This window comes from Bradyrhizobium sp. Ken01 (assembly GCF_055807355.1).
The window spans coordinates 75,696-99,829 of the sequence record NZ_JBVVPC010000011.1 but is presented as its reverse complement, the minus strand read 5'-3'; the positions used below and the strand labels follow the sequence as shown (position 1 = coordinate 99,829).

Sequence of the window (24,134 nt, the reverse complement as noted above, 5' to 3'; positions counted from 1 at the left end):
GAAGTTTGGCGAAGACAAGTCGTTCGGTACTCCGACTATCCGCGATCGACAGATCACGCGGTATGGGTCCCGGCCTTCGCCGGAACGACGCGAAGGGCACTGAAGCGTTCACATCACCTGATGCACGTCGATCACCACGCGATCCGCATGCCGCGCTGCTGAACCGACGAAGATGTGCTGCATCAGCCAGCGGTATTTCTCATGGCCGGTCTCGAATTTCGGCACGGTGCGGAAATAGATCAGCTTCGGATCCACCGGCTCGCCGCGCTTGAGCTTTTGCAACAGCTCGACCGGGCCGAAGCGCATGCCCTTGTTCTCGACATAGACGATGGCGCCGTCGTCGGTTTCGAACGCGTACTTCGCTTCGAGATCGATCAGCTCGTTCGGGCGGATGGTCTGGAAGTCGGCGCCGAACGGCAGCACCTTGCCGGTGATCGCGCCCGTCACCTCGCCGCCGATGATCGGGATGATGCGGCGAATGCCGATGCCGGTCTCGCCGGCGGTGACGACGTCGCCGATGCGTGCGGTAACGGTGAAGACGTATTTGGTTTCCAGCGTCGGCGTGGTCATCGCTTCACCTCCTCAATGCGCCATCATCCGCGTCGGCAGCCATGTCGCCAGCAGCGGGAAGGCGATCAGGATCACCAGGCGCGCCAGGTCTGTCGCCACGAACGGAATCACGCCCCTGAAGATGGTGGAGAAGGAGACGTCCTTCACCACGCTCTTGATGACAAAGACGTTCATGCCCACCGGCGGATGGATCAGGCCGAGTTCGACGGTCATGACGATGATGACGCCGAACCAGATCGGGTCGAAACCGAGATGCATGATCACGGGGAAGATGATCGGCACGGTGAGGATGATCATCGCCATGGCGTCCATCAGGCAGCCGAGGACGAGATACATCACCATGATCAGCGCCAACACGCCGTAGGGGCCGAGACCGAGGCCGGTGAGGAATTCCGTCACCTTCTGCGGGGTCTGCGTCACCGTGAGGAAATAGCCGAAGATCAAGGCGCCGATCAGCACGGTGAACACGGCGGCAGCCGTGCGCGTCGCCTGGAGCAGCGATGCCAGAATTTTCTCGCGATCGAGCCGGCCAGTCGCCACGCCGATGATGAAGGCGCCGGCAGCGCCGACGCCGCCCGCTTCCGTCGGCGTGAAGCGCGGCAAATAGGGCAGGCCGTAAAGGCCGCCGATCACGAACACGAACAGCAGCACCGGCGCCCAGATGTCCTTCAGGCCGGCGAAGCGCTCGCGCCACGGCAGCACCTTGCCCTTGGGCAAAAAGTCGGGCCGGAAATAGCCGATCAGGAAGATCGTGATCATGTACATGGTCATCGCCAGGATGCCCGGGATGATGCCGGCGATGAACAGCTTGCCGATGTCCTGCTCGGTGATGATGCCGTAGACGGCGAGCACGGTGGACGGCGGCAGCATCGCGCCCAGCGTGCCGCCGGCCGCGATCACGCCGGTCGCAAACGATTGCGGATAGCCGAAGCGGCGCATCTCGGGGTAAGCGACCGCGGAGAAGGTCGCTGCGGTTGCGACCGAAGAGCCGCAGATCGCGGCAAAGCCGCCGCAGGCACCGACGGTGGCGATGCCGAGCCCGCCGCGCAAATGGCCGACAAAGCCGTTGGCGGCGCGGAACAGCTCGCGGCTCATGCCGGAATTGCTGACGAAGGAGCCCATCAGAAGAAACATCGGAATGACGCCGAAGGTGTAGTCGGTCACCGTGCGCATCGAGGTCTGGCCGACCAGCTTCAGCGCCGGCGTGGCGCCGACGAGATAGGAGAAGCCGGAGACGCCGACAAGGCCCATGGCCATGCCGACCGGCACGCGCAGCAGCATCAGGGCAAACAGGGAAACAAAGCCGATAACGGCGACGGCATCGGTGCTCATGATCACTCCGTCGCCTTCAGTTTGGGGTCGTGCATCTCTTCGGGATGGAAGATCAACCGGTAGGTACGGATCGCGATCAGCAGCACGGCCGAGACGTCGCCGATCCAGGCGATCGCGAAGAACGGCCAGGTCGGCATGTGCATGTCGAAGGTCTGGACGTTGTCGTTGTAGGTGCCGCGCACCTTGTCGAACAGCGTCCAGGTCTGCACCGTCACGACGAACAGCAGCACCAGTGTCGCGAACACGTCGATCCAGCGTTGGTAGCGCGGCCCGACATTGCCCCAGACCAGATCGACCGTGATGTGGGTGCCGCGATAGGAGGTCGCGGCGATGCCCCAGAAGATGAGAATCCCGAGCAACATGCGGCCGATGTCGAAACTATCGGGGATCGAATAGTTCAGCGTGTTACGCAGCAGCACCGACAGAAAGATGTCGAGCGCGACGATGCCGACAAAGGCCGCTGCGATCCATTCGATCGAATCGATCACGCGATCCATCCAGCTGCGCTTCATGGGAGTGTCCTGCGCATTGTCATTCTCGTTGTCGACTCCGGCGGTGGTCCTTCGCCTCTCCCCGCGCGCGGGGAGAGGCCGCGTCGCATCGCAAGATGCGAGGCGGGTGAGGGGGGCTCTCCGCGAGTCCGTTTGTCACTATTTTTGCGGAACCGGCCCCTCACCCCAACCCTCTCCCCGTAAGAACGGGGAGAGCGGGAAGAAGAGCCCGCCCTCGCGCTACTCCGCTAGCGCGTTGTACTTCTTCAGAGATGCCTTCAGCTCGCTAAGCGCCGCGTCCGGATCCGCGCCGGCCTTCTTCGCGCCGTCACTCCAGGTCTTCACCAGCGGTTCGGCGGCTTTCTTCCAGGCGGCGGTCTGCTCGGGCGTCAGCTTATAGACCTCGTGACCGGACTCCGCCTTGACCTTGTCGATGCCGGCATCCTCGAACTTGCCCCAGTGCTCGCCGACGACGCCTGCCATCTCGACTGTGCAATTCTTGTCGATCGCGGCCTTCTGCTTATCGGACATCGCATTGTACTTGTCCTTGTTCATGACGAACACGAAGGTCGTGGTGTAGAGCGGCGCCTCCATGTCGTATTTGGTGACCTTGTCGATGCCGAACAGCACCAGCGAGCCCCAGGGAAAGGTGACGCCGTCGGCAACGCCGCGCTCGATGATGTCGCGCACTTCGGGCGCGGAGGACTGCACATTGGTGCCGCCGAGCGAGGTGACGAAATTCGCCATGGTGGCGTGGGCGGGGCGGATCTTCAGGCCCTTCACGTCCTCCGGCATCACGATCTTCTTGGTGCGGGAGTGGAAGGAAGACGGCGAGTGGACGAAGGCGAGACAGTATTTGACGTCCTTCATCTCCTTCTCGGCGTATTTGCGGTACCAGGCGTCGAGCCCCATCGAGCCGCCCTTGGCATCCGAGATCAGGAACGGCAATTCGCCGGCGCCGATGATCGGGAAGCGGCCGGGCTGGTAGCCGGGATTGACATAGGTGACGTCGGCGATGCCGTCGCGCGCCATGTCGTAATGGTCGAAGGCCTTACCCATCTGCTGGGCCGGAAACACCTTGCCCTTGATGGTGCCGCCGGAATCCTTCTCGACCGCGGCGGCCCAGTCCTCCAGCGATTTCTGCAGCGGATGCGAGGCCGGCACCCAGTGCGAGATCTTCAAATCGAAGGTTTTGTCCTGCGCGAACGCAGGGCTCACGCTTGCTGCCAGCAGCAACGCCAGACAGGCTTTCCTCATTACGCGTCTCTCCCTCTTTTGACGGCGGGCTTCGATGGCCCGGTCTCGTTAATTAACATGTTATCTAATTGGCCGGCGCGTTCAAGCCGGAACTGGCGCGGCGTGCCGCCGCGCACTCCTTTCTGCTCAACCGTTATATGATATAATTATCGTGGGCGGACGGCTGCGACAAGCGAGCCGCGCCGAAAGCCTACAGGATCGGGAGGAGCAAGTATTGCGGACAAAAGTCGCAATCATCGGGGCAGGGCCGGCTGGATTGTTGCTTGGGCAACTGCTGCACCGTTACGGCATCGACAATGTCATTCTGGAGCGGCAGAGCCCGGACTATGTGCTCGGCCGCATCCGTGCCGGACTGCTGGAGGAGGGGACCGTCGCGCTGCTCGACCAGATCGGCGCCGGCGCGCGGGCGCATGCCGAAGGGCTGGTGCACGAAGGGATCGAGCTCGCCTTCTCCGGTCGCCGTCATCGCATCGACATGAAGGCTTCGACCGGCAAGACGGTCATGATCTACGGCCAGACCGAGGTCACGCTCGACCTGATGAACGCCCGCACGGCCGCCGGTCTCACCTCGGTCTACGAGGCCAGGGACGTGCAGCCGCAGGATTTCGACGGCGGTCACCCGCGCGTAACCTACGTGAAAGATGGCGTCACCCACACGATCGATTGCGATTTCATCGCCGGCTGCGACGGGTTTCACGGCGTCAGCCGCGCCAGCGTTCCGGCTTCGGCGATCGAGGAGTTCGAGCGCATCTACCCGTTCGGCTGGCTCGGCATCCTCTCCGAGACGCCACCGGTCAGCCACGAGCTGATCTATTCCAACCACGCCCGCGGCTTTGCGCTGTGCACCATGCGCTCGACCAGACGCAGCCGCTACTATGTGCAGTGCGCGCTCGACGACCATGTCGACCAATGGCCGGACGATCGTTTCTGGGACGAGCTCAAGCGCCGGCTCGACCAGGACGCCGCGGACAGCCTCATCACGGGCCCCTCGATCGAGAAGAGCATTGCGCCGCTGCGCAGCTTCGTCGCCGAGCCGATGCGTTTCGGCAAGTTGTTCCTGTGCGGCGACGCCGCCCATATCGTGCCGCCGACCGGCGCCAAGGGGCTGAACCTGGCCGCGAGCGACGCGCATTATCTGTCGAGTGCGTTCCGCGAGTTCTACGATGAAAAATCCAGCGCCGGCATTGATGGCTATTCGGCGGAGGCACTGGCGCGGGTCTGGAAGGCCGTGCGCTTCTCCTGGTGGATGACCTCGATGCTGCACAAATTCCCCGACACCGGCACCATCGGCGCGCGCATCCAGCTCGCCGAGCTCGACTACGTCACGCAGTCGCAGGCCGCGATGACCTCGCTGTCGGAGAATTACGTGGGGCTGCCGTTTTAGGACGGAGCCGTAGGGTGGGTAAAGCGAAGCGTGCCCACCACCGTAGTCTTCCGCGCGAGATGGTGGGCACGGCGCTGCGCACCTTTGCCTACCCTACGAGTGCTCGCGTCGGCGCCACTCCTTTCAAACACCCGCGCAAATGCCGTTTAAAACTTTGTAGGTGATGCAACCGTCACGTCCCTCGCGTTCAATGGCCGCAGCCACCAATGCGAGACAGACATGACCAGCACCGACATTCCCGCCGGCTTCGAGCCGCATTTCCGCCAAGCCCCGCTCACCGACCCCTGGGAGCCGCTTTACTCCAGGAAGACCGACAATGGCGTCACCGTGGGATTGCGGCTCGCAACACCGCACACCAACGCGCGCGGGCTGATCCATGGCGGCCTGATCGCGGCGCTGGCCGATGCCGCCATGGGCTACAGCTGCGCGCAGGCGACGGGCTGGACGACCTCCTTGGTCACGATCTCGCTGTCGGTCGACTATGTCGGCGCCGGCGAGATCGGCCAATGGCTCGCGGTCGAGGGTGAGGCGATCAAGACCGGGAGCACGATCTGCTTCGCGCAGTGCCTCGCGAAGGCCGACGGCGCCGTGATCGCGCGCGCCAGCGGCACCTTTCGCGTCGTGCCGAAAAAGGGGTGATCGGTCTGGTGTCCCGGACGCGGTGCGGCGCGTCCGGGACACGAAGCTTAACCAAACCTCCACTCCGCGGTCTCCACCACGAGATCGACGAAGGCGCGCACCTTGGCGGAGAGCAGGCGCGAGGTCGGGTACACGATGTGGATCGGCAGCGCCGGCTGCTCGTATTTCGCCAACACGATTCTGAGCCGCCCGCGCCGCAAGCCCTCGGCGGCCTGATAGGCCAGCACCCGGGTCACACCGCCGCCAGCCTCGGCATATTGCAGGGCGGCGTCAGCGCTGTTGCTGGCGAAGCGGGGATTCGGCGCCACCTCGATGTCGCGGCCGTCCTGCACGAAGCGCCAGCTGGCGGATGGACCGAAGGCGATGGTCTCGTGCGTAAGCAGTGCCTCCGGCGTCTTCGGCTCGCCATGGCGCTTCAGATAGCCCGGCGTCGCCACCGCGATCCGCCGCATCTCGCCGACCTGGCGCGCGACGAGCGAAGAGTCGGCGAGATGTCCGATCCGCACCGCGACGTCGACGGCGTCTTCCACGAGATTGACCAAGTTGTCCGACAGCCGCAATTCGCAGGCGACCTCGGGATAGCGCTTGAGGTAGGCGATCATGACAGGCCCGACATGGAGCCGGCCGAAGCCGACCGGCGCCGACACCACCAGCCGCCCGCTCGGCCGGTTGCGCTCCTCCCGTGCCGAGCCATCGGCTTCCTCGACATCTGCGAGGATGCGACGCGCGCGCTCCAGATAGCGCGTGCCGACGTCGGTCAGGGTGACCTGACGGGTGGTCCGCTGCAGCAGCCGCGCGCCGAGATGCTCCTCCAGCGCCGCGATCAGCCGCGTCACCGCGGAGGGGGACAGCCGCAGTTTTCGTGCCGCCGGCGCGAAGCCGCGCAAATCGGCGACGGTGACGAAAACATGCATGGCTTCGAGGCGGTTCATGGCGTTATTGCATATAACGCAATGATGAAGTGTCAAGCGGGTCGATTGTTTTAGCGGGCGAAAAGTCCATCTTAGATGGCGAAGACGCAAGGACGCGCCGGGATTTCAGGAGATGGTCCGATGACGGCAACTCACACTTACGCCAGCGATGTGGCATTCACGCCGGCCGTGAAGTCAATCCAGACCCGAAAGGGATCACGCGAAGGCTATGCGCATGCCGAGCAGCGCGGCTGGCGCACCGAGGTCGATGAGAACCTCGCGGCATTCCTGGCCGACGCCAACAGCTTTTATCTTGCGACCGCCTCGGCCGACGGCCAGCCCTACATCCAGCATCGCGGCGGCCCGAAGGGCTTTTTGAAGGTGCTGGACAAGCAAACGCTGGCTTTCACGGACTACGCCGGCAATCGGCAATACATCACGCAGGGAAATCTGTCCGAAAATCCCAAGGCCTACATCTTCGTGATGGACTACGCCCATCGCCGCCGGGTGAAGATCTGGGGCGAGGCGCGGGTGGTCGAGGACGACGAGGCGCTGACGACATCGCTGATGCCGAAAGGCTATCGCGCGCGGCCGGAGCAGGTGATCCTGTTCAAGATCGAAGCGTGGGACACGAATTGCCCGCAGCACATCCCGCAGAAGTTCGACGCGGGGGATGTGGCAGCGGCGCTGGCGGCGAGGGACGCGAAAATCGCGGAGCTGGAAGCGGAGGTCGCGGCGCTGAAGGGGGAGAAGGGGGCAAGCTAGGCACTGTCTTCGCCTCTCCCGACATCCTCCGGTGTCACGCCCCGCGAAGGCGGGGCATCCAGTACGCCGCGGCGTCTCGGTTCAATCACAGCGGCCTCTGGAATACTGGATCATCCGCCCCTGTGCGCAATTGCGCAGCAGGCGGACGATGACAGGTGAGTTTGAGAAAGGACTACAGCCCGCTCGTGGCTTCGTGCTGGAAGCCGAGATAGCTGGCGGCAACGCGCTCGTTTGCCGCGATGTCGCTGGCCTTGCCACTGAGCACGAACTCGCCGAGCTCCATGACATAGGCCTGATCCGCGATCTTGAGCGCGGCCTGCGCGTTCTGCTCGACCAGCAGCACGGAGACGCCGGCGGCGCGCAGTTCGGTGACGATGCGGAAAATGTCGGCGACGATGATCGGGGCGAGGCCGAGGCTCGGCTCGTCCAGCATCAGGAGCTTGGGCTCGCCCATCAGTGCGCGGCCCATTGCGAGCATCTGCTGCTCGCCGCCGGAGAGCGTGCCGGCGAGCTGCTTGCGCCGCTCCTTGAGCCGCGGAAACAGCGTGTAGACCCGCTCCATCGAGGTTTTCGCCTTGCTTCTCTCGATGCGGAAGGCCCCCAACTCGAGATTGTCCTCGACATTCATGGTCACGAACAATTCGCGGTGCTCGGGAACGAGGCCAAGTCCCATTGCGACGCGGTCCTCGATGTCGAGCCGCGACAGATCCTGACCTGCGAATGAAACGCGCCCCTTTAGCGGCAAGATGCCCATGATGGCGGAGAGCAGCGTGGTCTTGCCGGCGCCGTTGGCGCCTACGATGGTGACGATCTGGTTCTGGCCAACTTCGAGCGAGACCGAGCGCACGGCCTCGACCTTGCCATAGGCGACATGGGCGTCGGCGACGGACAACAGCGCGCTCATGCCGCCACTCCGAGATAGGCCTTGATCACTTCGGGATTGGTCTTGATCGTCGCCGGCGTTCCTTCCGCGATCTTGGTGCCGAAATCGAGCACCACGATGCGGTCGGCAAGGTTCATGACGAAGCCCATGTCGTGCTCGACCAGCAAGACGCTCATGCCGCCGTCGCGCAGCTCCCGCAGCAGGCTCGCGAGCCGCTGCTTCTCCATGTGGCGCAGGCCGGCGGCCGGCTCGTCGAGCAGCAGCAGCATCGGATCGACGCACAACGCACGAGCGATCTCGACGATCCGTTGCTGTCCCAGCGAGAGCGAGCCCGCGAGCTGATGCATCTGCTCGCCCAGTCCGACGCGCTCGATCTGGCGAGCGGCTTCGGCGAGCAGCTTTGCCTCATCAGTGCGGTCGAGCCGCAGCATCGAGGAGATCGGCCCCGAATGGCCGCGCAGATGCGCGCCGATTGCGACGTTTTCCAGCACGGTCATGTCAGGCACCAGCTTGACGTGCTGGAAGGTGCGGGAGATGCCGAGCTTGACGATCTCCTGCGGCGGCGCCCTGTCCACCTTGTTGCCGAGCACGGAGATCGAGCCCGAGCTGGCCGACAGCACGCCGGTGATCAGGTTGAAGGTGGTGCTCTTGCCTGCGCCGTTGGGGCCGATCAGCGCGACGATCTCGCGAGCCTGAACGTCGAAGGAGACGTTGTTTACCGCGACCACGCCGCCAAATTGCTTCCGCGCCTTCTCGACCTGAAGCAGGACGCTGGATTGGCCGGGGGAGCGGGTGCGCTGCTCCAGTTTCAACGAAGTGTCCGGCTTCTTGCCATTGGTGCGCTGGGGCAGGAACGACATCAGCCAGGGCCAGACGCCGCCGGGTGCGAGCTGGAGCAGCGCCACCAGCATGATGCCGAACACGATGGTCTCGACTTGGCCGGAGCCGGGCAAGATCAGCGGCAGGTAACTCTGCAGCACTTCCTTCAGGACCACGACGAGCGCCGCACCGAGGACACCGCCCCAGACATAGCCGGCGCCGCCGACCACGGCGATGAAGAGATATTCGATGCCGGCCTGCGCGCCGAACGGCGTCGGATTCACCGCGCGTTGAAGATGGGCGTAGAGCCAGCCGGAGAGACCGGCGAGCACGGCGGCATGGATGAACACCAGCATCTTGGCCCGCGGCGTGTGCACGCCGAACGCCTCGGCCGCGACATGGCCGCGCCGGAGCGCGCGGATGGCGCGGCCGGTGCGGGAGTCCAGCAGGTTCATCGTGAGCAGCGCCGAGAGGATCACGGCAACCCAGATCGCGTAGTAGATCGAGCCGGGCGAGAGCATTTTGAACGAGCCGATCGACAGCGGCGGGATCGCCGAGATGCCGTCGTTTCTTCCCAAAAATTCCAGCTTGCTGAAGAGATAGAACAAGCCGAGTCCCCAGGCCAGCGTGCCGAGCGGCAGATAATGGCCGGAGAGACGGACCGTGACGAGGCCGAGCAGCACCGCCAGCAATCCGCTGACCACCAGCGACAGCGGCAGTGTCAGCCAGGGCGACATGCCGTAGGCCGTCGACAGCACCGCGGTGGTGTAGGCGCCGAAGCCGACGAAGGCCGCTTGTCCAAACGAGGTCAGGCCGCCGACGCCGGTCAGCAACACGAGACCCATCGCGACCAGGGCCGCGAGGCCGATATTGTCGAGCAGCACGATCCAGAACGGGGGCATGCCCGGAACAAACGGGATCGCCGCCACGACAGCTGCGAAGATGAGGATGGGGAGCCGGCTCTGCATCTTGGCGTCAGTCCTTTTCTTCCTCGACCGCAGGCGCCGCGAGCGAGCGCAGCAGCAGCACGGGAATCAAGAGCATGAAAACGATCACCTCCTTGTAGTTGGAGGCATAGAAGGACGAGAACGCCTCGACGATGCCGACGACCAGCGCCGCGACCGCGGTGAGGGGATAGCTGACAAGCCCGCCGATGATGGCGGCGACAAAGCCTTTCAGGCCGATCAGGAAGCCCGAGTCGTAATAGAGCGTCGTGATCGGCACGATCATGATGCCCGACAGTGCGCCGATGACCGACGCCAGCAGGAAGGCGATCTGCCCGGACAGCGTGGTGCGGATGCCGACGAGCCGGGCACCGAGCCGGTTCACGGCGGTCGCGCGCAGCGCCTTGCCGTAAAGTGTCAGCCCGAAAAACAGCCACAGCCCAACGATGAAGGCGATGGTAATGCCATAGACCGTGATGCTCTGGCCGGTGAAGCGCAGCGCGCCGGTGGTGAAAGAGCCGGACAGCACGGCAGGTCCGCGCTGGCCTTCGGCGCCGAAGAACAAAAGGCCCAAACCCTGAAGTGCGAGGTGGACGCCCACCGAGGCGATCAGCAGCACCAGCACCGAAGTGTGCGCCAGCGGCTGGAATGCGATGCGGTAGAGAAACAGGCCGATCATCGCCACGATCGCCAGCGACAGCGCGATGCAGACCGCAACCGGCGGCTTCTGAGCGGCGTAGTAGACGGTCAGCGCCAGCACGACGGCCGGCAGCACGATGTTGGTCAGGATGCTGCGCAGGACCAGGCGCCCGTGCAACGCCTTGCGCGCGGCGAACAGGTCGAACGCGAAGGCGCCAATGCCGAGGGCGAGCGCGAGTTTCGCGGTCCCTGGCATCTGGCCCGCGGCCAGCGAGGCATAGGTCAGCGCGCCATAGGTGACGAATTCGCCTTGGGGGATGAGGATGACGCGGGTGACGGCGAACACCAGCACCAGCGCCAGGCCGAGCAGCGCATAGATCGCGCCATTGGTAATGCCGTCCTGCAGCAGGAACAGCATGATGGTGGTATTCAAGACCGGACGCTCCCCCTCAAAGATTCAGGACCGGTCACCTGATTGTGGTGGACGGCCCGCTCACAGCCATTGAACAGCGCTGACGATATTTGATATGGTCCATAACAATTATCAAATATAACATCAAGAGTGGCGAACGATCCTCCCGAACTTAACGGGATTGCGAGCATGAGGCGATGACCGTTTCCAAAACCGCTGAAAAGTCCTCTGAAAAACCCGCCGAGACCGCCAAGGGCCGCAAGGACGCGCCCGACGGGCCTGGCGAAGCCCTCCAGCTCGGCGAGCTCTCGGAGCAGCTCGGCTATGTCCTGAAGCGCGCACAGCTCAAGGTGTTCGAGAATTTCCTCCGCTGCGTGGCCTCGCTCCAGCTCACGCCGGCGCAGTTCTCCGTGCTGCTGCTGGTCGAGAAAAACCCGGGCCGTAACCAGACCGAGATCGCCTCCACCCTCGGCATCCTGCGCCCGAATTTCGTCGCCATGCTCGACAATCTCGAGAGCCGGGATCTTTGCGCGCGGATCCGCTCCACCAACGACCGCCGCTCGCACATCCTGGTGCTGACCGACAAAGGCAAGGCCGTGCTGGCCCGCGCCAAGAAGCTCGTCGCCACCAAGCACGAGGCCCGGCTGAACGAGGTGCTCGGGCCGTCCAACCGCGAAGCCCTGCTCGGGATGCTCTCGAAGATCGCCAACGAGTTCTGACGGGTCCATTGCTCCGAAGACGGAGCATCGAACCCGGCATCCCGGGCGGGCTGGCGGTTATGCCGCAGCGAACCGGTCGGGCATGGCAGGTGCTTCCGCGGACAGGAAACGCCGCTCGATTTCAGCGGCGGGCAACGGCGGGCTGAACAGATAGCCCTGCATTTCCGTGCAGCCCTCCGCTGCGATCCGGTCCCGTTGCTCCTCGGTCTCCACGCCCTCCGCCGTCGTCGTCATGCCCATCCCGCGCGCCAGTGCCGCCACCGCCCGCACGATGCTGAGGGATGCCGCATTGTTTTCCACGCCACTGACGAAAGACCGGTCGATCTTGATCTTGTCGAAGGGGAAGCATTGCAGATAGGTCAGTGACGAATAACCGGTGCCGAAATCGTCCATGGCGACCTTGATGCCCAGCGCGCGGAGCTGGTGCAGCGTCGTCAGCGTCCCGTTCCTGTCCTGCAGCAAAACGCTTTCCGTGATCTCGATCTCCAGCCGCCGCGGATCGAGGCCGGAGGCCGCGAGCGCGCCGACGATCACCTCCGTCAGGCCCGGCTGGCGGAATTGCACCGCCGAGATGTTGACGGCGACGTGCAGATGGTCCGGCCACCGGCTTGCAGTGGCACAGGCCTGCCGGATCACCCATTCGCCGATCGGCACGATCAGGCCGATCTCTTCCGCAAGCGGGACAAAGCTGTTCGGCGCGACCAGTCCGCGCCGTGGATGTCGCCAACGGATCAAGGCTTCGAAGCCGCTGATGTCGCCGCCGTCGGTCTTCACGACCGGCTGGTAGTGCAGTTCGAACTCGCCGGCGGCAAGTCCGTTGCGCAGGTCCTGCTCCAGCGCGCGACGGCTTTGGGCCGCTTCGCCCATGGCCGGTTCGAAGAAGCAGTGCATGCCGCGACCGTCGCTTTTGGCGCGATACAGTGCCAGATCGGCATTGTGCAGGAGTTGCTCGGGCGTCGAGCCGTCGCCGGGCGCGATGGCGATTCCGATGCTCGCGCCCACAAGAGCCTGATGTCCGTCGAGCCCGAACGGAGCACTCAGGGTGCTGACAACATCACGCGCCAGCGTATCCGCTTCGCGCGAATCGGAAATCGGCGATTGGAGGATGACGAATTCATCGCCACCCATGCGCGCGATCGTATCGCTGTCGCGGGCGAGCTGCTTGAGGCGGCGGCTGACATCCTGCAGCAGCATGTCGCCGGCCTGGTGGCCCAGGGTGTCGTTGACGGCCTTGAACTTGTCGAGATCGATGTGGTGGATCGCGAACATCCCGCCCTGTGCGAGCGCCTGCTTGAGGCGCTGACCGAGCAGGGCGCGATTGGCGAGATCCGTCAGCGCGTCGTGGTGCGCCATATGCGCGATCTGCAATTCCGCCTTGCGCTGCTCGGTGATGTCTTCGTGGGTCGCGACCCACCCGAGATCGGGCATCGGTCGGTGCCTGATCTTGAAGGTTCGCCCGTTCCGCATCTCGACGATGCTGTCCATGGCCTCGGCAGACGTTGCGACATCGGTCCGCCATGTGGCGTATTCCTCCCGCGTCATGGTCGGCACGCTGCCGGCTTCGAAGCGCAGGTCGAGGATCTCCTGGAGCGGCGTGCCCGGACGAACGCGGTCGGGCGGCAGGCCGTACATTTCGATATAGTGCGTGTTGCAGACCAGCAGCCGATGGTCGGCGCTGAAGAAGCAAAGTCCCTGTGACATGTTGTTGATTGCGACGTCGAACTGGAAATTGCGTTCCTGTAGCCGCGCACTGAGCTCTTCGCGCTCTGTAATGTCCTCGTGCGTCGCCATGCCGCCGCCATCGGGCAGGGGATGGATGGTGTAGGCGATGATTCGTCCGTCGGCGAACTGCTGGACCGTCTGCTCGCTGACGACCGAACCCTCGGTGCGGGCACGGACATAGGCGCCGGCTTCTCCGCCGACGTTCAGGCCCAGTTTGAGCCGATGCTCGATCAGGTCCTTGATCGGCGTGCCCGGGTGCACCTGGTCGGGCGAGAGCGCGTACATCTCGCGGTAGCGCGGATTGCAGAAAATGACCCTGCGGTCGCTGCCAAAGAGGATGATCCCGAGCCACAGATTGTTGGCGGCGCACTTGAGCAGCTCGCCGAGCACGAGCGGATCAATGCTTGCGACCTCCTGATCACTTTCCGCCATGCACGTTGCCCCCGGGACGACGCGATTAGAGCAGGCGGTGGTGAATGAGCCCAACAATTCGCCCAATTCGGGACATGTTCCTGAAACTGCGGCGAACGCGAGGTTAAGGGCGGCGATGCCCGGCCCTGGAAAAGAGGATGCCGACGAGAATTAAGAGATCGTTAACCATGCCGTCGCGCCGAACGCACGGAGCCGGCGGGATAGCGATGCCGCCGTGTCAGTCGACCAGGATCACCCTGATATCGTTGACATTGGTCAGCGTGGGACCCGGCAGCAACAGGTCGCCCGTCGCCTCGAAGAACGTCGTCGCGTCGTTGTTGTCGAGATAGGCCTGCGGCTGCAGTCCCTGCGCCGCCATCTTCGCGAACGTCGCCGCATCGATCAGTGCGCCGGCGGGGTCGGTGGGATTGCCGGCACCGCCATCGGCGCCGTCGGTGTCGCCAGCGAGCGCGGAGATGTCAGGCGTGCCCTTCAAGAGGCCGGCGAGCGCCAGCGCATATTCCTGGTTCGGGCCGCCGCGGCCATTGCCGCGCACGGTGACCGTGAGCTCGCCGCCGGAGAGGATCGCGACGCGCTTGCCCTGCGCGCGAGCCTGAAGCGCCAGCCTGGCGTGATCGGCGGCAATTTCGCGGGCTTCGCCTTCGAGGTCGGCGCCGAGATCGATCGTCTCGTAACCGGCCTCATGCGCCAGCTTCACCGCAGCGTCGAGCGATTGCTTCGGACGCGCGATCAATTCGAAATGCGCGCGCGCGAACGCGGCATCACCGGGCTTGCAGCTCTCGTTGGCGGGGTCGTCCAGCGCGCGGCGGACGGCATCGTCGATGTCGAGCTTGTACCTGGCGACGATCGCGCGCGCATCATTGAGCGTGGTCGGATCAGGCACGGTCGGACCGGAGGCGATCGCGGAGGGGTCGTCATGCGGCACGTCGGAGATCGCAAGCGTCACGATCTCGGCGGCATTCTTGCCCGCGCGCGCCAGCCGGCCGCCCTTGATCCGCGACAGATGCTTGCGCACGACATTCATCTCGCCGATCGGCGCGCCGGAGCGGAGCAGCGCCTTGTTGACCGCCTGCTTCTGCGCGAAGCTGATGCCGTTGACGGGCGCGATCCAGTTCGCCGAGCCGCCGCCGGTGAGCAGCACCAGGAGCAAATCGTCTGGCCTAGCCTCGGCCGCGAGCGCGAGCGTATCGGCCGCGCCCTTCAGGCCGGCTTCGTCAGGCACGGGATGACCGGCCTCGACCACGCGGATGCGGCGGGTCGGTACGCCGTAGCCGTGACGCGTGGTGGCGATGCCGACGAGGCGCTCCGGGGCGAGCCCGAGCGTGTCGAGATAATGCCGCTCGGCGGCGGCGGCCATCGCGGCCGCGCCCTTGCCGGCGGCGAGGCAGATCACGCGTCCCCTTGGCGCGGGCCGCAGGTGCGGCGCCAGAATCGTGCTCGGATGAGCGGCGGCAACGGCGGCGTCGTAGAGCGCACGGAGCAGGGGGCGTCGGTCGGTCATGACGAAAGGCCTTGAGCGGACAGAAAAGACTGGCGGCAAACGCGCGCCGCTCACCTGCCTACCGCATCATGCGCCAAAGCGTAAGCCGGCTTTGCCGTCATTCGATTGTGCAATCGCGTGATCATAATCGCTGCGCAAGCAAAAACCCCCTGCGCGGCCAGCGCAGGGGGTTTTCATCGTCGCGGGTATCAGGCGGCTAGCCGCCGACGTCGGCGCTGATCACGTCGCCGAACAGCTCCCACTTGTCGCCCTTGAACTTCTCGAGCTGGAGCTGGCTGATCGGCGCGAAGTCGGTCGGGGAGGTGTTGATCTGCACGCCCGGCAGCAGCACTTCGGTGCGGAAGTTCTTCAGGCTGGCGGCCTGCTTCATGACGTTCGCGCGCGTGAGATCGTCACCGCACTGCTTGAGCACTTGGACCAGGGTCTGCGCCACGCCATAGCCGACGATGGTGCCGTGGTCGAGCTTGTCGCCGTCGGGAAAGTACTTGTTCATGAACGCAACGAAGTCTTTCATGCCGGGGTCGCTGTTCCACGCCGGATCCGAAATGTCCTTCAGGTAGTCGGCGGAGATGATGTCCTGCGAGTTCTCGAACCCGGCGGGCTTGAGCACGCTGCCGACGGAGGCCGAGACGTTGTTGAGGAAGTGCAGCGGCTTCCAGCCGATCTCGGCATTCTTCTTGATCGCCTGCGCCGCGAATTTCGGCGTCGTGATGTTCATGAAGACGTCGGCGCCCGTCGACTTCAGCTTGACGATGTGGTTGTCGATGGTCGGCTCGGAGGTCTCATAGCTCTCCTCCATGACGATCATCGACGCAGCCTTGGCGCCGAGGCCGTCCTTCAGGCCCTTGAGATAATCCTTGCCGTAATCGTCGTTCTGGAACAGCACGGCGATCTTGGCATCCGGCTTGTTCTTGAGCAGCCATTTCGCGTAGATCTGCGTCTCGCTCTGGTAGTTGGGCTGCCAGCCCATGGTCCAGGGGAAATCCTTCGGGTCATTCCACTTGGTGGCGCCGGTGGCGACGAACAGCTGCGGCACCTTCTTCGAGTTCATGTATTTGTGGATCGCCGAGTTCGGCGGCGTGCCGAGCGAGTTGAAGATAAACAGCACCTCGTCGCTCTCGACCAGCTTGCGCGCCTGCTCCACCGTCTTCGGCGGCGAGTAAGCGTCGTCATAGGAGATGAAGTTGATCTTGCGGCCGTTGATGCCGCCTTCGTCGTTGATCTTCTTGAAATAGGCGGCTTCGGTCCGCCCGATGATGCCGTAGGCGGAGGCCGGTCCGCTGTAGGGCATGATGTTGCCGATCTTGATCTCGGTATCGGTCGCGCCGGTATCGTATTTCTTCTGGGCCGATGCCGTGGAGGCCGAGGCCGCAATGAGCGCGAGCGCAAGTGACGCGGCCGCAAGTTTGCCGGTGACAGCGGGCATTCCTATCTCCCTATTTTCTTGGTGTGTGTGCGTCCCTTTTCTTGTGTTGCTCGTTTTTGGTGACGCGGCCGCAATTCAATACGATTTACCTGATGCCTACAACAGAAAGCCCCTGCGGCGGGGTCGCAGGGGCTGCTTCTTTAGTAGTCAGGGACGGGCGTGCGTTCGTGTGCGACTGCGAGAAGGTGCATCCGTCTGAGTTGATGAACCCATCGGGAGCGAGTTTGAGTTGCGCGGCTTCAGTGGCCGAGCTCGCTCGAGATGACGTCGCCGAACAGCTCCCATTTCCGGCCCTTGAACCGCATCATCTGGAGCTGCTCGATCGGGGCGAAATTATCGGCCGCGGTGTTGATCTTGATGCCGGGCAACAGGGTGTCGGGCTCGAAATCCTTCAGGCTTGCCGCCTGCTTCATGACGTTCTCGCGGGTGAGATCGTCGCCGCACATCTGCAGCACCTTCACCATGGTTTGGGCTGCGGCGTAGCCGAACACTACGCCGGCATCGAGCTTGTTGGCCTTGGGATCGTATTTGGCGAGGAAGTTGTAGAACTTCTTCATGCCGTCATCGGCATTCCATTGCGGGTCGGAGCCGTCCTTGGTGTAGCTCGCCGACAGGATGCCTTGCGAGATCTCGAGCCCGGCCGGCTCGAGCACGCCGCCGACCGAGGCCGAGACGTTGGAGATGATGTGGACCGGATGCCAACCGATCTCGGCCGCCTTCTTGATCGCTTGCGCTGCAAATTTCGGCGTGGTGATGCTGACGAAGATGTCGGCGCCGGAGGCTTTCAATTTCACGACGTGCTCGTCAATTGCCGGCTCCGAAGTGTCGTAGCCGTCTTCCAGCACGATCATCGAGGCCTTTGGCCCAAGGCCGTCCTTCAGCCCCTTGAGATAGTCCTTGCCGAAATCGTCGTTCTGATAGAGCACGCCGATCCTGCCGTCCGGCTTCTCCTTCATGATGTACTTGGCGTAGATGCGCGCCTCGCTGGCGTAGCTCGGCTGCCAGCCCATGGTCCAGGGATATTGCTTTGGATCGTTCCACTTCGAAGCGCCGCTCGCCACGAACAATTGCGGCACCTTCTTCTCGTTCATGTATTTGCGAATGGCGCCGTTGGTGGAGGTGCCGAGCGAGCCGAAGATCAGCAGCACCCCGTCGCTCTCGACCAGCTTGCGGGCCTGCTCCACCGTCTTCGGCGGCGAATAGCCGTCGTCGTAGGAGATGAACTTGATCTTGCGGCCGCCGATGCCGCCCTCGGCATTGATCTTGTTGAAATAGGCTTCCTCGGCCTTGCCGATCGCCGCATAGGCGGAGGCCGGGCCGCTATAGGGCATGATGTTGCCGATCTTGATCTCGGTATCGGAGGCGCCGCTGTCGTATTTCTTTTGCGCCAGTGCCGGGCTGCCCATCGCAGTGCACAACGCGAGTGCGGCCAGAACGCCCGCAACCTGAAATCGAACGGCAGTCATCTTTCTCCACCCGGAACGGATCGCCGCCGCATTGAACAAGATTGATGCGGGACGTCAACAAAAAGCCCCCGCGATCGTCCGCGGGGGCTTCTCGATGTGTCGGACTATTGCGTCAAGGTGTCACTCGGTGGCGATGTCGCCGCTGATGATCTCGCCGAAGAGTTCCCACTTCTCGCCCTTGAAGCGCTGCATCTGAAGCTGCGCGATCGGGGCGAAGTCGGTGGGTCCGGTGTTGATCTTGACGCCGGGCAGCAAGGTGTCCGGTGCAAAATCCTTCAACGAGGCCGCCTGCTTCATGATGTTGGCCCGGGTCAGATCGTCGCCGCACATCTCCAGGACCTTGGCGAGCGTCGACGCGGCGCCGTAGCCGTAGACCATGCTGGTGTCGGACTTGTCGGCACCCGGCATGTACTTGTCGACGAACTCGTTCCACTTCTTCATGCCGGGGTCGTTGGCCCACTGCGGGTCCGTGGAGTCCTTGGCATAGGCGGCCGACAGCACGCCCTGCGCGGCCTCGAAGCCGGCCGGCTTCATCACGCTGCCGACCGAGATCGACACGTTGGTGAGGATCTGCAGCGGCTTCCAGCTCAGCTCGGCGGTCTTCTTGATGGTCTGGGCCGCGAACTTCGGCGTCGCGTAGATCAGCAGGACGTCGGGATTGGCCGCCTTGATCTTGACGATGTGACCGTCGATCGAGGGCTCGGACACCTCGTAGCTTTCTTCCATGATGATCATGGACGCGCCCTTGGCGCCCAGGCCGTCCTTGGTGCCCTTGAGGTAGTCTTTGCCGAAATCGTCGTTCTGATAAAGGATCGCGACCTTGGCGTCCGGCTTCTCCTTCAACAGCCATTTCGCGTAGATCTGCGCTTCGCTCTGGTAGGAGGGCTGCCAGCCCATGGTCCAGGGGAAGTTCTTCGGGTCGTTCCACTTGGTGGCGCCGGTGGCGACGAACAGCTGCGGGATCTTCTTGGCGTTCAAATACTTCTGGATCGCGCTGTTCGAGGGCGTGCCCAGCGGGTTGAACACGACGATCACCTCGTCGCTCTCGACCAGCTTGCGGACCTGCTCGACGGCCTTCGGCGGCGAATAGCCGTCGTCATAGGTGACGAAGTTGATCTTGCGGCCGTTGATGCCGCCCTTGTCGTTGATCATCTTGAAATAGGCTTCTTCGGTCTTGCCGATGATGCCATAGGCCGAGGCCGGACCGCTGTACGGCATGATGTTGCCGATCTTGATCTCGGTATCGGATGCGCCGGTGTCGTATTTCTTCTGGGCGAATGCGGCGCCGGAGGTGAGAGTGATGACCGCCGTTGCCGTTACCAGCGCAGCGGTTCGCAGTGTTCTTTCAAAAAGCAATTCGGGTCTCCTTGGCTTAATCAACGGGTTGTCAGTTCTTTCTGAGCCGGCCGACGAGTTGCTGGCCCATGATCGCGATCTGCCTCGCGCCGTGCGGCACGAGATAGATGACGGCGAACAGGAGTACGCCGAATACGGCGCCGGAGAGGCCCTTGGAGATGCCCTCCGCCATGTTCGGCACGAAGATGATGAAGGCTGCGCCGACGAACGAGCCGGGCAGCCAGCCGACGCCACCGACGACCATGCCGAGGAACAGCGAGATCGCCAGCGTGATCGTGTAGCTGTCGGGCGCGACGAACTGCACGGCGATGGCGCCAAGCGAGCCGGCAACGCCGGTGATGCCGGCGGACACGCCGAAGGCCAGCGTCTTGTACAGTGCGACGTTGACGCCCATCGAGGAGGCCGCGATCTCGTTGTCGCGGATCGCCATGAAGGCGCGGCCCGAGCGGGAGCGCAGCAGATTGACCGAGAAGATGTAGATCGCGAGCACGACGGCGAGCGAGAAGTAGTAGAGCCACGTGTCCTGCGACATCGGCAGCCCGAACGGCGCGTCGGGCTTGGTGACGACGAGGCCCTGCACGCCGCCCGTCCAGTGCTCGAGGAAGTTCAGCTTCAGCAGCTGCGGCATCGCGGTGGCAAGCGCAAAGGTCGCGAGCGCGAGATAGACGCCCGACAGCCGCAGCGCCGGCTTGCCGAACAGGTAGCCGAATGCGAAGCAGACCGCCGCGGAAACCGGAATTGTCAGCGCATAGTTGACGTTGAAGTACTCCATCAGCACCGCCGACGTATAAGCGCCCACGGCGTAGAAGGCGCTCTGGCCCAGCGAGAACTGGCCGGAGCCGCCCGTCAGGATGTTCAAGGCCAGCACCGCGAGCCCGTAGATCAGGAGCATCGTCATCTGGAAGATGATGAAGTTCTTGACGAACACCGGCACGACCAACAGCACCGCCAGCACCAACAGGGAGGTGCCCGTGCCCAGCGTCATCGCCCGCTTCGGAACCGCCTCGACGGCCGGGGCTTCCGTGACGACGTCTTCTGCAGCGCTCATGATCAAACTCGCTTGACGATTTGCCGGCCGAACAGGCCAGCGGGTTTGACGACCAGGACGGAAATGATCAGCGCGAGCGCGATCGGGAGCTTCAGCTCGTTGCCGACGCCGGGAATGTAGGTGCCGGCGAGGTTTTCGAAGACACCGACCAGGAAGCCGCCGACCACGGCGCCGAACGGGCTGGTCAGTCCGCCGAGCACCGCCGCGGCGAAGCCGTAGATCAGCACGCCGCCCATCATGTTGGGCTCGAGGAACACGACCGGTGCGATCAGCATGCCGGCGATCGCACCGATCGCGGACGCCATGCCCCAGCCCAGCGCGATCATCCAGCTGGTGTTGATGCCGACCAGCCGGGCCGATTCAGGCACGGAGGCGGCCGCGCGCATGGCGAGGCCGATCTTGGTGTACTGGAAGAAGAAGTAGAGGCCGAGCAGCAGCAGCACCGTGACGCCGATCATGCCGGCCTGGTGGGTCGAGATCAGCTGGCTGCCGAGGAACGGCGAGGAGCCGAACGGGGTCGGATACTGCTTGATGGTGAAGTCCCAGATCAGGCCGGCGGAGGAGTTGATGATCGCGAACAGCGCGATGAAGCCGGCGACGTTGGTCAGCACCGGCGCCTTGGCGAGCGGCTTGAACAGGATGCGCTCGATCGCGATGCCGCCGACAAAGGACAATGCCAGCGTGATCACGAAGGCGGCCCAATAGGGGATGCCCCATTGCATCAGCTGCCAGGAGATGAAGGTCGAGAACATCGCCATCTCGCCCTGCGCGAAGTTGAGATGGTCGATCGCCTGGTAGATCATGACCACGGCGAGCGCCATGCAGGCGTAGATCGCGCCCGTGGCGATGCCGGCCAGCACTTGGTTGGTGAACAGCTCCATCTGCCGGCTCCTCAGTAACCCAGATAGGATTTGCGGATTTCTTCGTTGTTCGCGATGTCCTTGGCGTTGCCCGACATCACGATGCGTCCGGTCTCGATCACATAGGCCTGGTCGGCGAGCTCGAGCGCGAGCTGGGCGTTCTGCTCGACCACCAGGATCGACACCTTGTCCTCGCGATTGATCTTGCCGAGGATGCCGAACAGGTCGCGCACGACCAGCGGCGCCAGGCCGAACGAAGGTTCGTCCAGCAGCATCAGCCGCGGCCGCAGCATCAGGGCGCGGGCGACCGCGAGCATCTGCTGCTCGCCGCCCGAGAGCGTGCCGGCCTGCTGGGTATGGCGCTGCTTGAGCACCGGGAAATGCGCATACATGCGCTCGATGTCGGAGACGATGCCGGCGCTGTCCTTGCGGGTGATGGCGCCGAGCTGGAGGTTTTCCTCCACCGTCATGGTGGTGAAGGTGCCGCGGCCCTGCGGCACATGGGCGATGCCGAACCGCACGATGCTTTCGGTGGAGCGGTTGTTCAGCGGCTTGCCGTCGAACTCGATGCCGCCGGTCGAGCGCACCATGTTGCAGATCGCGCGCAGCGTGGTGGTCTTGCCGGCGCCGTTGGCCCCGAGCAGCGTGGTCAGCGATCCCTCGCTAAGCGAGAAGGACAGGCCGTGGAGCGCCTGGACCTGGCCGTAATAGGCGCGCAGGTCCTTGACGTTGAGCAGTGTCGTCATTGGTCCTTGCTCCCGAGATAGGCCTTGATGACGTCGGGATCCGCCTGCACCTGGGCGGGCGTGCCTTCCGCGAGCTTCTTGCCGAAATTCAGCGCGACGACGTGGTCGGCGATCGACATCACGAGGCCCATGTGATGCTCGACCAGCAGCACGGTCATGTGGCGTTCGTCGCGGATACGGCGGATGAGGTCGCCGAGCACGTAGACTTCCTCGTGGTTGAGGCCGCCGGCGGGCTCGTCGAGCAGCAGGATCTTCGGATCGGCAGCGAGCGCGCGCGCCAGCTCGACGCGCTTCTGCGTGCCGAACGGCAGGCCCGACACGACGGTGTGGGCGACGTCCTCGAGGTCGAGATAGGCGAGGATCTCATGCACCTTCTTGTTGACGTCGCTCTCGCTGCGGCGAACCCAGGCCAGCCGCAGCGAGTCGCTGATGATGTCGCTGGAGGTGCGGGCATGGGTGCCGACGCGGACATTGTCCATCACCGACAAATTCGGAAACAGCGCCACGTTCTGGAAGGTGCGGCCGATGCCGATCTCCGCGATCCGGTGCGGCGGGCGCGTCAGGATGCTCGCGCCCTCCATCAGAATGTCGCCGGACGACGGCTGGTACAGCCGCGAGAGGCAGTTGAAGAGCGTGGTCTTGCCGGCGCCGTTGGGGCCGATCAAGCCGAGGATCTGGCCCTTGTGCATGTCAAAGGACACGCCGTTGAGCGCAATGATGCCGCCGAACACGACGCTGACGTCGCGAACCGCGAGCAGGGGCGATGTCCCCTGCGCGAGCTGTGCCTGCGTCATCTCGTCTCGCCCACTCTGTTCGGTGAGCGAAGGAGCGATGTGAACCACTCCCGATGATGACAAAGGCTATCTGATCCCCTCGGCCACACGCGCAACTTTCCCTCCTGATTTCAGCTTTTTGCTGACGTCTTTTTTGGAATGCGGCATCAGACCCCCAAGTGCCGCTTCGATGTTCCTTACCATCGCAAGCAGACGCGGTCCAATGTCGTTGATCAAACGCTCTTCCGTGAAGCGGAATGCCGGCGCGCCGCAATTGAATGCGTAAGGGCCGGTTCCGTCGTTGAGCCTGAGCGCGACGCCGGCGGCGCCGATGTCGTCGTGCCAGTCGCCGACCGAAATCGCAAATCCGTATTTCGCGACGGTCTCGCCGGAACGTTCCAGCCCGTCGCGCATCTTCGGCCAGCGGCTGCCGTAATGTTCGCGCAAGACACGGGACAGTTCCGCGCGATCGCTCTCCTCGAGCGCCCAGAAATAGGCGCGGCCCATCGCGCTGGTTGCAATCGGCACGCGGGAGCCGACGTCAAGTTGAACGCCGACCGTCTCGCTGCCGCGGCTTTGCCCGAAATAGATCATGCTGTGACGGTCGCGGCCGCCGACGGCAACGGCTCCCCCGGTCGCGCGCATCATTTCCTCGCGGAACGGTTCGGACAAATGCCGAACGCCGAGATTGGACAAAGCGGCGTAGCCGAGTGCCATCGCGGCCGGCGCAAGCTGATATTTCTCGAAGCGGGGAACCGGCGTCAGATAGCCGAGCTTGGTCAAGGTATAGGTCAGCCGCGAAACGGTCGGTTTGGGCAAATTGGTGCGGGCCGCGATTTCCTGATTGCCAAGAAGTCCGTCGCTGGGCTGGAATGCGCGCAATACGTCGAGTCCGCGGGAAAGCGCGACGACGAAATTCCGATCGGTCGCTGTCTTCTTTCCTGTACGCTTCATCCCTGATCTGCTTCTTGCGCGGAGTCGTTGACAAGCCACGTGCTTCAAAATAACCCTGCCGTCAAGATGCGGAATTAAATTCCGC

At 63.8% G+C, this 24,134-nt stretch carries 22 protein-coding genes; 4 read left to right on the top strand and 18 right to left on the bottom strand.

The window, feature by feature from the left end:
- Nucleotides 1–108: 108 nt before the first annotated feature.
- The 4 genes from AC0L3S_RS13755 to AC0L3S_RS13740 all read right to left on the bottom strand — a co-directional run bounded on the left by AC0L3S_RS13755 (nucleotide 109) and on the right by AC0L3S_RS13740 (nucleotide 3,650).
- Entirely contained in the window at nucleotides 109–570 is a 462-nt protein-coding gene (locus tag AC0L3S_RS13755; RefSeq protein WP_473279423.1) for a DUF3237 domain-containing protein, read from the bottom strand.
- A gap of 12 nt (nucleotides 571–582) precedes the next feature.
- The gene (locus tag AC0L3S_RS13750; protein ID WP_473279422.1) at nucleotides 583–1,902 is read right to left on the bottom strand and encodes a TRAP transporter large permease; all 1,320 of its coding nucleotides are present in this window, start codon (nucleotides 1,900–1,902) and stop codon (nucleotides 583–585) included.
- 2 nt (nucleotides 1,903–1,904) lie between these two features.
- The gene (locus AC0L3S_RS13745; RefSeq protein ID WP_007605289.1) at nucleotides 1,905–2,414 is read right to left on the bottom strand and encodes a TRAP transporter small permease; all 510 of its coding nucleotides are present in this window, start codon (nucleotides 2,412–2,414) and stop codon (nucleotides 1,905–1,907) included.
- Nucleotides 2,415–2,633: 219 nt separating this feature from the next.
- Nucleotides 2,634–3,650 (bottom strand): TRAP transporter substrate-binding protein, encoded by a 1,017-nt coding sequence (locus AC0L3S_RS13740; protein WP_473279421.1) that lies wholly within the window; start codon nucleotides 3,648–3,650, stop codon nucleotides 2,634–2,636.
- A gap of 214 nt (nucleotides 3,651–3,864) precedes the next feature.
- Here AC0L3S_RS13740 and pobA point away from each other — a divergent pair, with 214 nt between their 5' ends.
- Nucleotides 3,865–5,034, top strand: coding sequence for a 4-hydroxybenzoate 3-monooxygenase (gene pobA / locus AC0L3S_RS13735; protein WP_473279420.1), 1,170 nt, complete (start codon nucleotides 3,865–3,867; stop codon nucleotides 5,032–5,034).
- Between the two features lie 219 nt (nucleotides 5,035–5,253).
- Nucleotides 5,254–5,673, top strand: a complete 420-nt coding sequence (locus AC0L3S_RS13730; protein ID WP_473279419.1) for a PaaI family thioesterase — start codon at nucleotides 5,254–5,256, stop codon at nucleotides 5,671–5,673.
- Nucleotides 5,674–5,720: 47 nt separating this feature from the next.
- Here AC0L3S_RS13730 and AC0L3S_RS13725 read toward each other — a convergent pair whose 3' ends face one another.
- On the bottom strand, nucleotides 5,721–6,605 hold the full coding sequence (locus AC0L3S_RS13725) for a LysR family transcriptional regulator (RefSeq protein ID WP_473279418.1): 885 nt from the start codon (nucleotides 6,603–6,605) through the stop codon (nucleotides 5,721–5,723).
- 120 nt (nucleotides 6,606–6,725) lie between these two features.
- Between AC0L3S_RS13725 and AC0L3S_RS13720 the strand changes: the two genes are divergently transcribed.
- Entirely contained in the window at nucleotides 6,726–7,349 is a 624-nt protein-coding gene (locus AC0L3S_RS13720) for a pyridoxamine 5'-phosphate oxidase family protein (protein ID WP_085361639.1), read from the top strand.
- 172 nt (nucleotides 7,350–7,521) lie between these two features.
- On the opposite strand, the gene AC0L3S_RS13715 is transcribed toward AC0L3S_RS13720, so the two are convergent.
- Genes AC0L3S_RS13715 through AC0L3S_RS13705 form a run of 3 tightly spaced genes read right to left on the bottom strand, consistent with a single transcriptional unit; the run spans nucleotide 7,522 to nucleotide 11,067 of the window.
- Complete coding sequence (locus AC0L3S_RS13715) at nucleotides 7,522–8,253, bottom strand: ABC transporter ATP-binding protein (protein ID WP_473279417.1); 732 nt, start codon at nucleotides 8,251–8,253, stop codon at nucleotides 7,522–7,524.
- Nucleotides 8,250–10,019: a branched-chain amino acid ABC transporter ATP-binding protein/permease gene (locus AC0L3S_RS13710; RefSeq protein ID WP_473279416.1), complete on the bottom strand. Its 1,770-nt coding sequence runs from the start codon at nucleotides 10,017–10,019 to the stop codon at nucleotides 8,250–8,252. The genes AC0L3S_RS13715 and AC0L3S_RS13710 overlap by 4 nt, the downstream gene beginning before the upstream one ends.
- Before the next feature lie 7 nt (nucleotides 10,020–10,026).
- Nucleotides 10,027–11,067 (bottom strand): branched-chain amino acid ABC transporter permease, encoded by a 1,041-nt coding sequence (locus AC0L3S_RS13705; RefSeq protein WP_473279415.1) that lies wholly within the window; start codon nucleotides 11,065–11,067, stop codon nucleotides 10,027–10,029.
- A gap of 176 nt (nucleotides 11,068–11,243) precedes the next feature.
- Between AC0L3S_RS13705 and AC0L3S_RS13700 the strand changes: the two genes are divergently transcribed.
- Entirely contained in the window at nucleotides 11,244–11,765 is a 522-nt protein-coding gene (locus AC0L3S_RS13700) for a MarR family winged helix-turn-helix transcriptional regulator (protein ID WP_473279414.1), read from the top strand.
- A 57-nt stretch (nucleotides 11,766–11,822) separates the two neighbouring features.
- On the opposite strand, the gene AC0L3S_RS13695 is transcribed toward AC0L3S_RS13700, so the two are convergent.
- The 10 genes from AC0L3S_RS13695 to AC0L3S_RS13650 form a co-directional block, all read right to left on the bottom strand.
- The gene (locus tag AC0L3S_RS13695) at nucleotides 11,823–13,919 is read right to left on the bottom strand and encodes a putative bifunctional diguanylate cyclase/phosphodiesterase (RefSeq protein ID WP_473279413.1); all 2,097 of its coding nucleotides are present in this window, start codon (nucleotides 13,917–13,919) and stop codon (nucleotides 11,823–11,825) included.
- Nucleotides 13,920–14,136: 217 nt separating this feature from the next.
- Complete coding sequence (locus AC0L3S_RS13690) at nucleotides 14,137–15,420, bottom strand: glycerate kinase type-2 family protein (protein WP_473279412.1); 1,284 nt, start codon at nucleotides 15,418–15,420, stop codon at nucleotides 14,137–14,139.
- Between the two features lie 196 nt (nucleotides 15,421–15,616).
- The gene (locus AC0L3S_RS13685; protein WP_007599704.1) at nucleotides 15,617–16,846 is read right to left on the bottom strand and encodes an ABC transporter substrate-binding protein; all 1,230 of its coding nucleotides are present in this window, start codon (nucleotides 16,844–16,846) and stop codon (nucleotides 15,617–15,619) included.
- Nucleotides 16,847–17,085: 239 nt separating this feature from the next.
- On the bottom strand, nucleotides 17,086–18,312 hold the full coding sequence (locus AC0L3S_RS13680) for an ABC transporter substrate-binding protein (RefSeq protein ID WP_473264520.1): 1,227 nt from the start codon (nucleotides 18,310–18,312) through the stop codon (nucleotides 17,086–17,088).
- Nucleotides 18,313–18,432: 120 nt separating this feature from the next.
- Complete coding sequence (locus AC0L3S_RS13675; protein WP_473279411.1) at nucleotides 18,433–19,668, bottom strand: ABC transporter substrate-binding protein; 1,236 nt, start codon at nucleotides 19,666–19,668, stop codon at nucleotides 18,433–18,435.
- Between the two features lie 31 nt (nucleotides 19,669–19,699).
- Nucleotides 19,700–20,716, bottom strand: a complete 1,017-nt coding sequence (locus AC0L3S_RS13670; protein ID WP_473264522.1) for a branched-chain amino acid ABC transporter permease — start codon at nucleotides 20,714–20,716, stop codon at nucleotides 19,700–19,702.
- 2 nt (nucleotides 20,717–20,718) lie between these two features.
- The gene (locus AC0L3S_RS13665; RefSeq protein ID WP_007599708.1) at nucleotides 20,719–21,597 is read right to left on the bottom strand and encodes a branched-chain amino acid ABC transporter permease; all 879 of its coding nucleotides are present in this window, start codon (nucleotides 21,595–21,597) and stop codon (nucleotides 20,719–20,721) included.
- Between the two features lie 11 nt (nucleotides 21,598–21,608).
- Nucleotides 21,609–22,322: an ABC transporter ATP-binding protein gene (locus AC0L3S_RS13660; protein ID WP_007599709.1), complete on the bottom strand. Its 714-nt coding sequence runs from the start codon at nucleotides 22,320–22,322 to the stop codon at nucleotides 21,609–21,611.
- A complete protein-coding gene (locus AC0L3S_RS13655) occupies nucleotides 22,319–23,116 on the bottom strand; it encodes an ABC transporter ATP-binding protein (protein WP_473264524.1) in 798 nt (265 codons plus the stop codon). Before AC0L3S_RS13655 ends, AC0L3S_RS13660 begins: the two co-directional genes overlap by 4 nt.
- A 66-nt stretch (nucleotides 23,117–23,182) precedes the next feature.
- The gene (locus tag AC0L3S_RS13650) at nucleotides 23,183–24,049 is read right to left on the bottom strand and encodes an IclR family transcriptional regulator (protein WP_473279410.1); all 867 of its coding nucleotides are present in this window, start codon (nucleotides 24,047–24,049) and stop codon (nucleotides 23,183–23,185) included.
- Nucleotides 24,050–24,134 lie beyond the last annotated feature (85 nt).

Excerpts from the sequence above, each read along its gene's own strand:
- AC0L3S_RS13720 (WP_085361639.1), top strand. The coding sequence starts at position 6,726 with ATGACGGCAACTCACACTTACGCCAGCGATGTGGCATTCACGCCGGCC.
- AC0L3S_RS13700 (WP_473279414.1), top strand. The coding sequence starts at position 11,244 with ATGACCGTTTCCAAAACCGCTGAAAAGTCCTCTGAAAAACCCGCCGAG.
- AC0L3S_RS13655 (WP_473264524.1), bottom strand. The coding sequence starts at position 23,116 with ATGACGCAGGCACAGCTCGCGCAGGGGACATCGCCCCTGCTCGCGGTT.
- AC0L3S_RS13755 (WP_473279423.1), bottom strand. The coding sequence starts at position 570 with ATGACCACGCCGACGCTGGAAACCAAATACGTCTTCACCGTTACCGCA.
- AC0L3S_RS13725 (WP_473279418.1), bottom strand. The coding sequence starts at position 6,605 with ATGAACCGCCTCGAAGCCATGCATGTTTTCGTCACCGTCGCCGATTTG.
- AC0L3S_RS13740 (WP_473279421.1), bottom strand. The coding sequence starts at position 3,650 with ATGAGGAAAGCCTGTCTGGCGTTGCTGCTGGCAGCAAGCGTGAGCCCT.
- AC0L3S_RS13690 (WP_473279412.1), bottom strand. The coding sequence starts at position 15,420 with ATGACCGACCGACGCCCCCTGCTCCGTGCGCTCTACGACGCCGCCGTT.
- AC0L3S_RS13730 (WP_473279419.1), top strand. The coding sequence starts at position 5,254 with ATGACCAGCACCGACATTCCCGCCGGCTTCGAGCCGCATTTCCGCCAA.
- AC0L3S_RS13710 (WP_473279416.1), bottom strand. The coding sequence starts at position 10,019 with ATGCAGAGCCGGCTCCCCATCCTCATCTTCGCAGCTGTCGTGGCGGCG.
- AC0L3S_RS13715 (WP_473279417.1), bottom strand. The coding sequence starts at position 8,253 with ATGAGCGCGCTGTTGTCCGTCGCCGACGCCCATGTCGCCTATGGCAAG.
- AC0L3S_RS13670 (WP_473264522.1), bottom strand. The coding sequence starts at position 20,716 with ATGAGCGCTGCAGAAGACGTCGTCACGGAAGCCCCGGCCGTCGAGGCG.
- AC0L3S_RS13750 (WP_473279422.1), bottom strand. The coding sequence starts at position 1,902 with ATGAGCACCGATGCCGTCGCCGTTATCGGCTTTGTTTCCCTGTTTGCC.
- AC0L3S_RS13745 (WP_007605289.1), bottom strand. The coding sequence starts at position 2,414 with ATGAAGCGCAGCTGGATGGATCGCGTGATCGATTCGATCGAATGGATC.
- AC0L3S_RS13665 (WP_007599708.1), bottom strand. The coding sequence starts at position 21,597 with ATGGAGCTGTTCACCAACCAAGTGCTGGCCGGCATCGCCACGGGCGCG.
- AC0L3S_RS13695 (WP_473279413.1), bottom strand. The coding sequence starts at position 13,919 with ATGGCGGAAAGTGATCAGGAGGTCGCAAGCATTGATCCGCTCGTGCTC.
- AC0L3S_RS13660 (WP_007599709.1), bottom strand. The coding sequence starts at position 22,322 with ATGACGACACTGCTCAACGTCAAGGACCTGCGCGCCTATTACGGCCAG.
- AC0L3S_RS13685 (WP_007599704.1), bottom strand. The coding sequence starts at position 16,846 with ATGCCCGCTGTCACCGGCAAACTTGCGGCCGCGTCACTTGCGCTCGCG.
- AC0L3S_RS13650 (WP_473279410.1), bottom strand. The coding sequence starts at position 24,049 with ATGAAGCGTACAGGAAAGAAGACAGCGACCGATCGGAATTTCGTCGTC.
- AC0L3S_RS13680 (WP_473264520.1), bottom strand. The coding sequence starts at position 18,312 with ATGACTGCCGTTCGATTTCAGGTTGCGGGCGTTCTGGCCGCACTCGCG.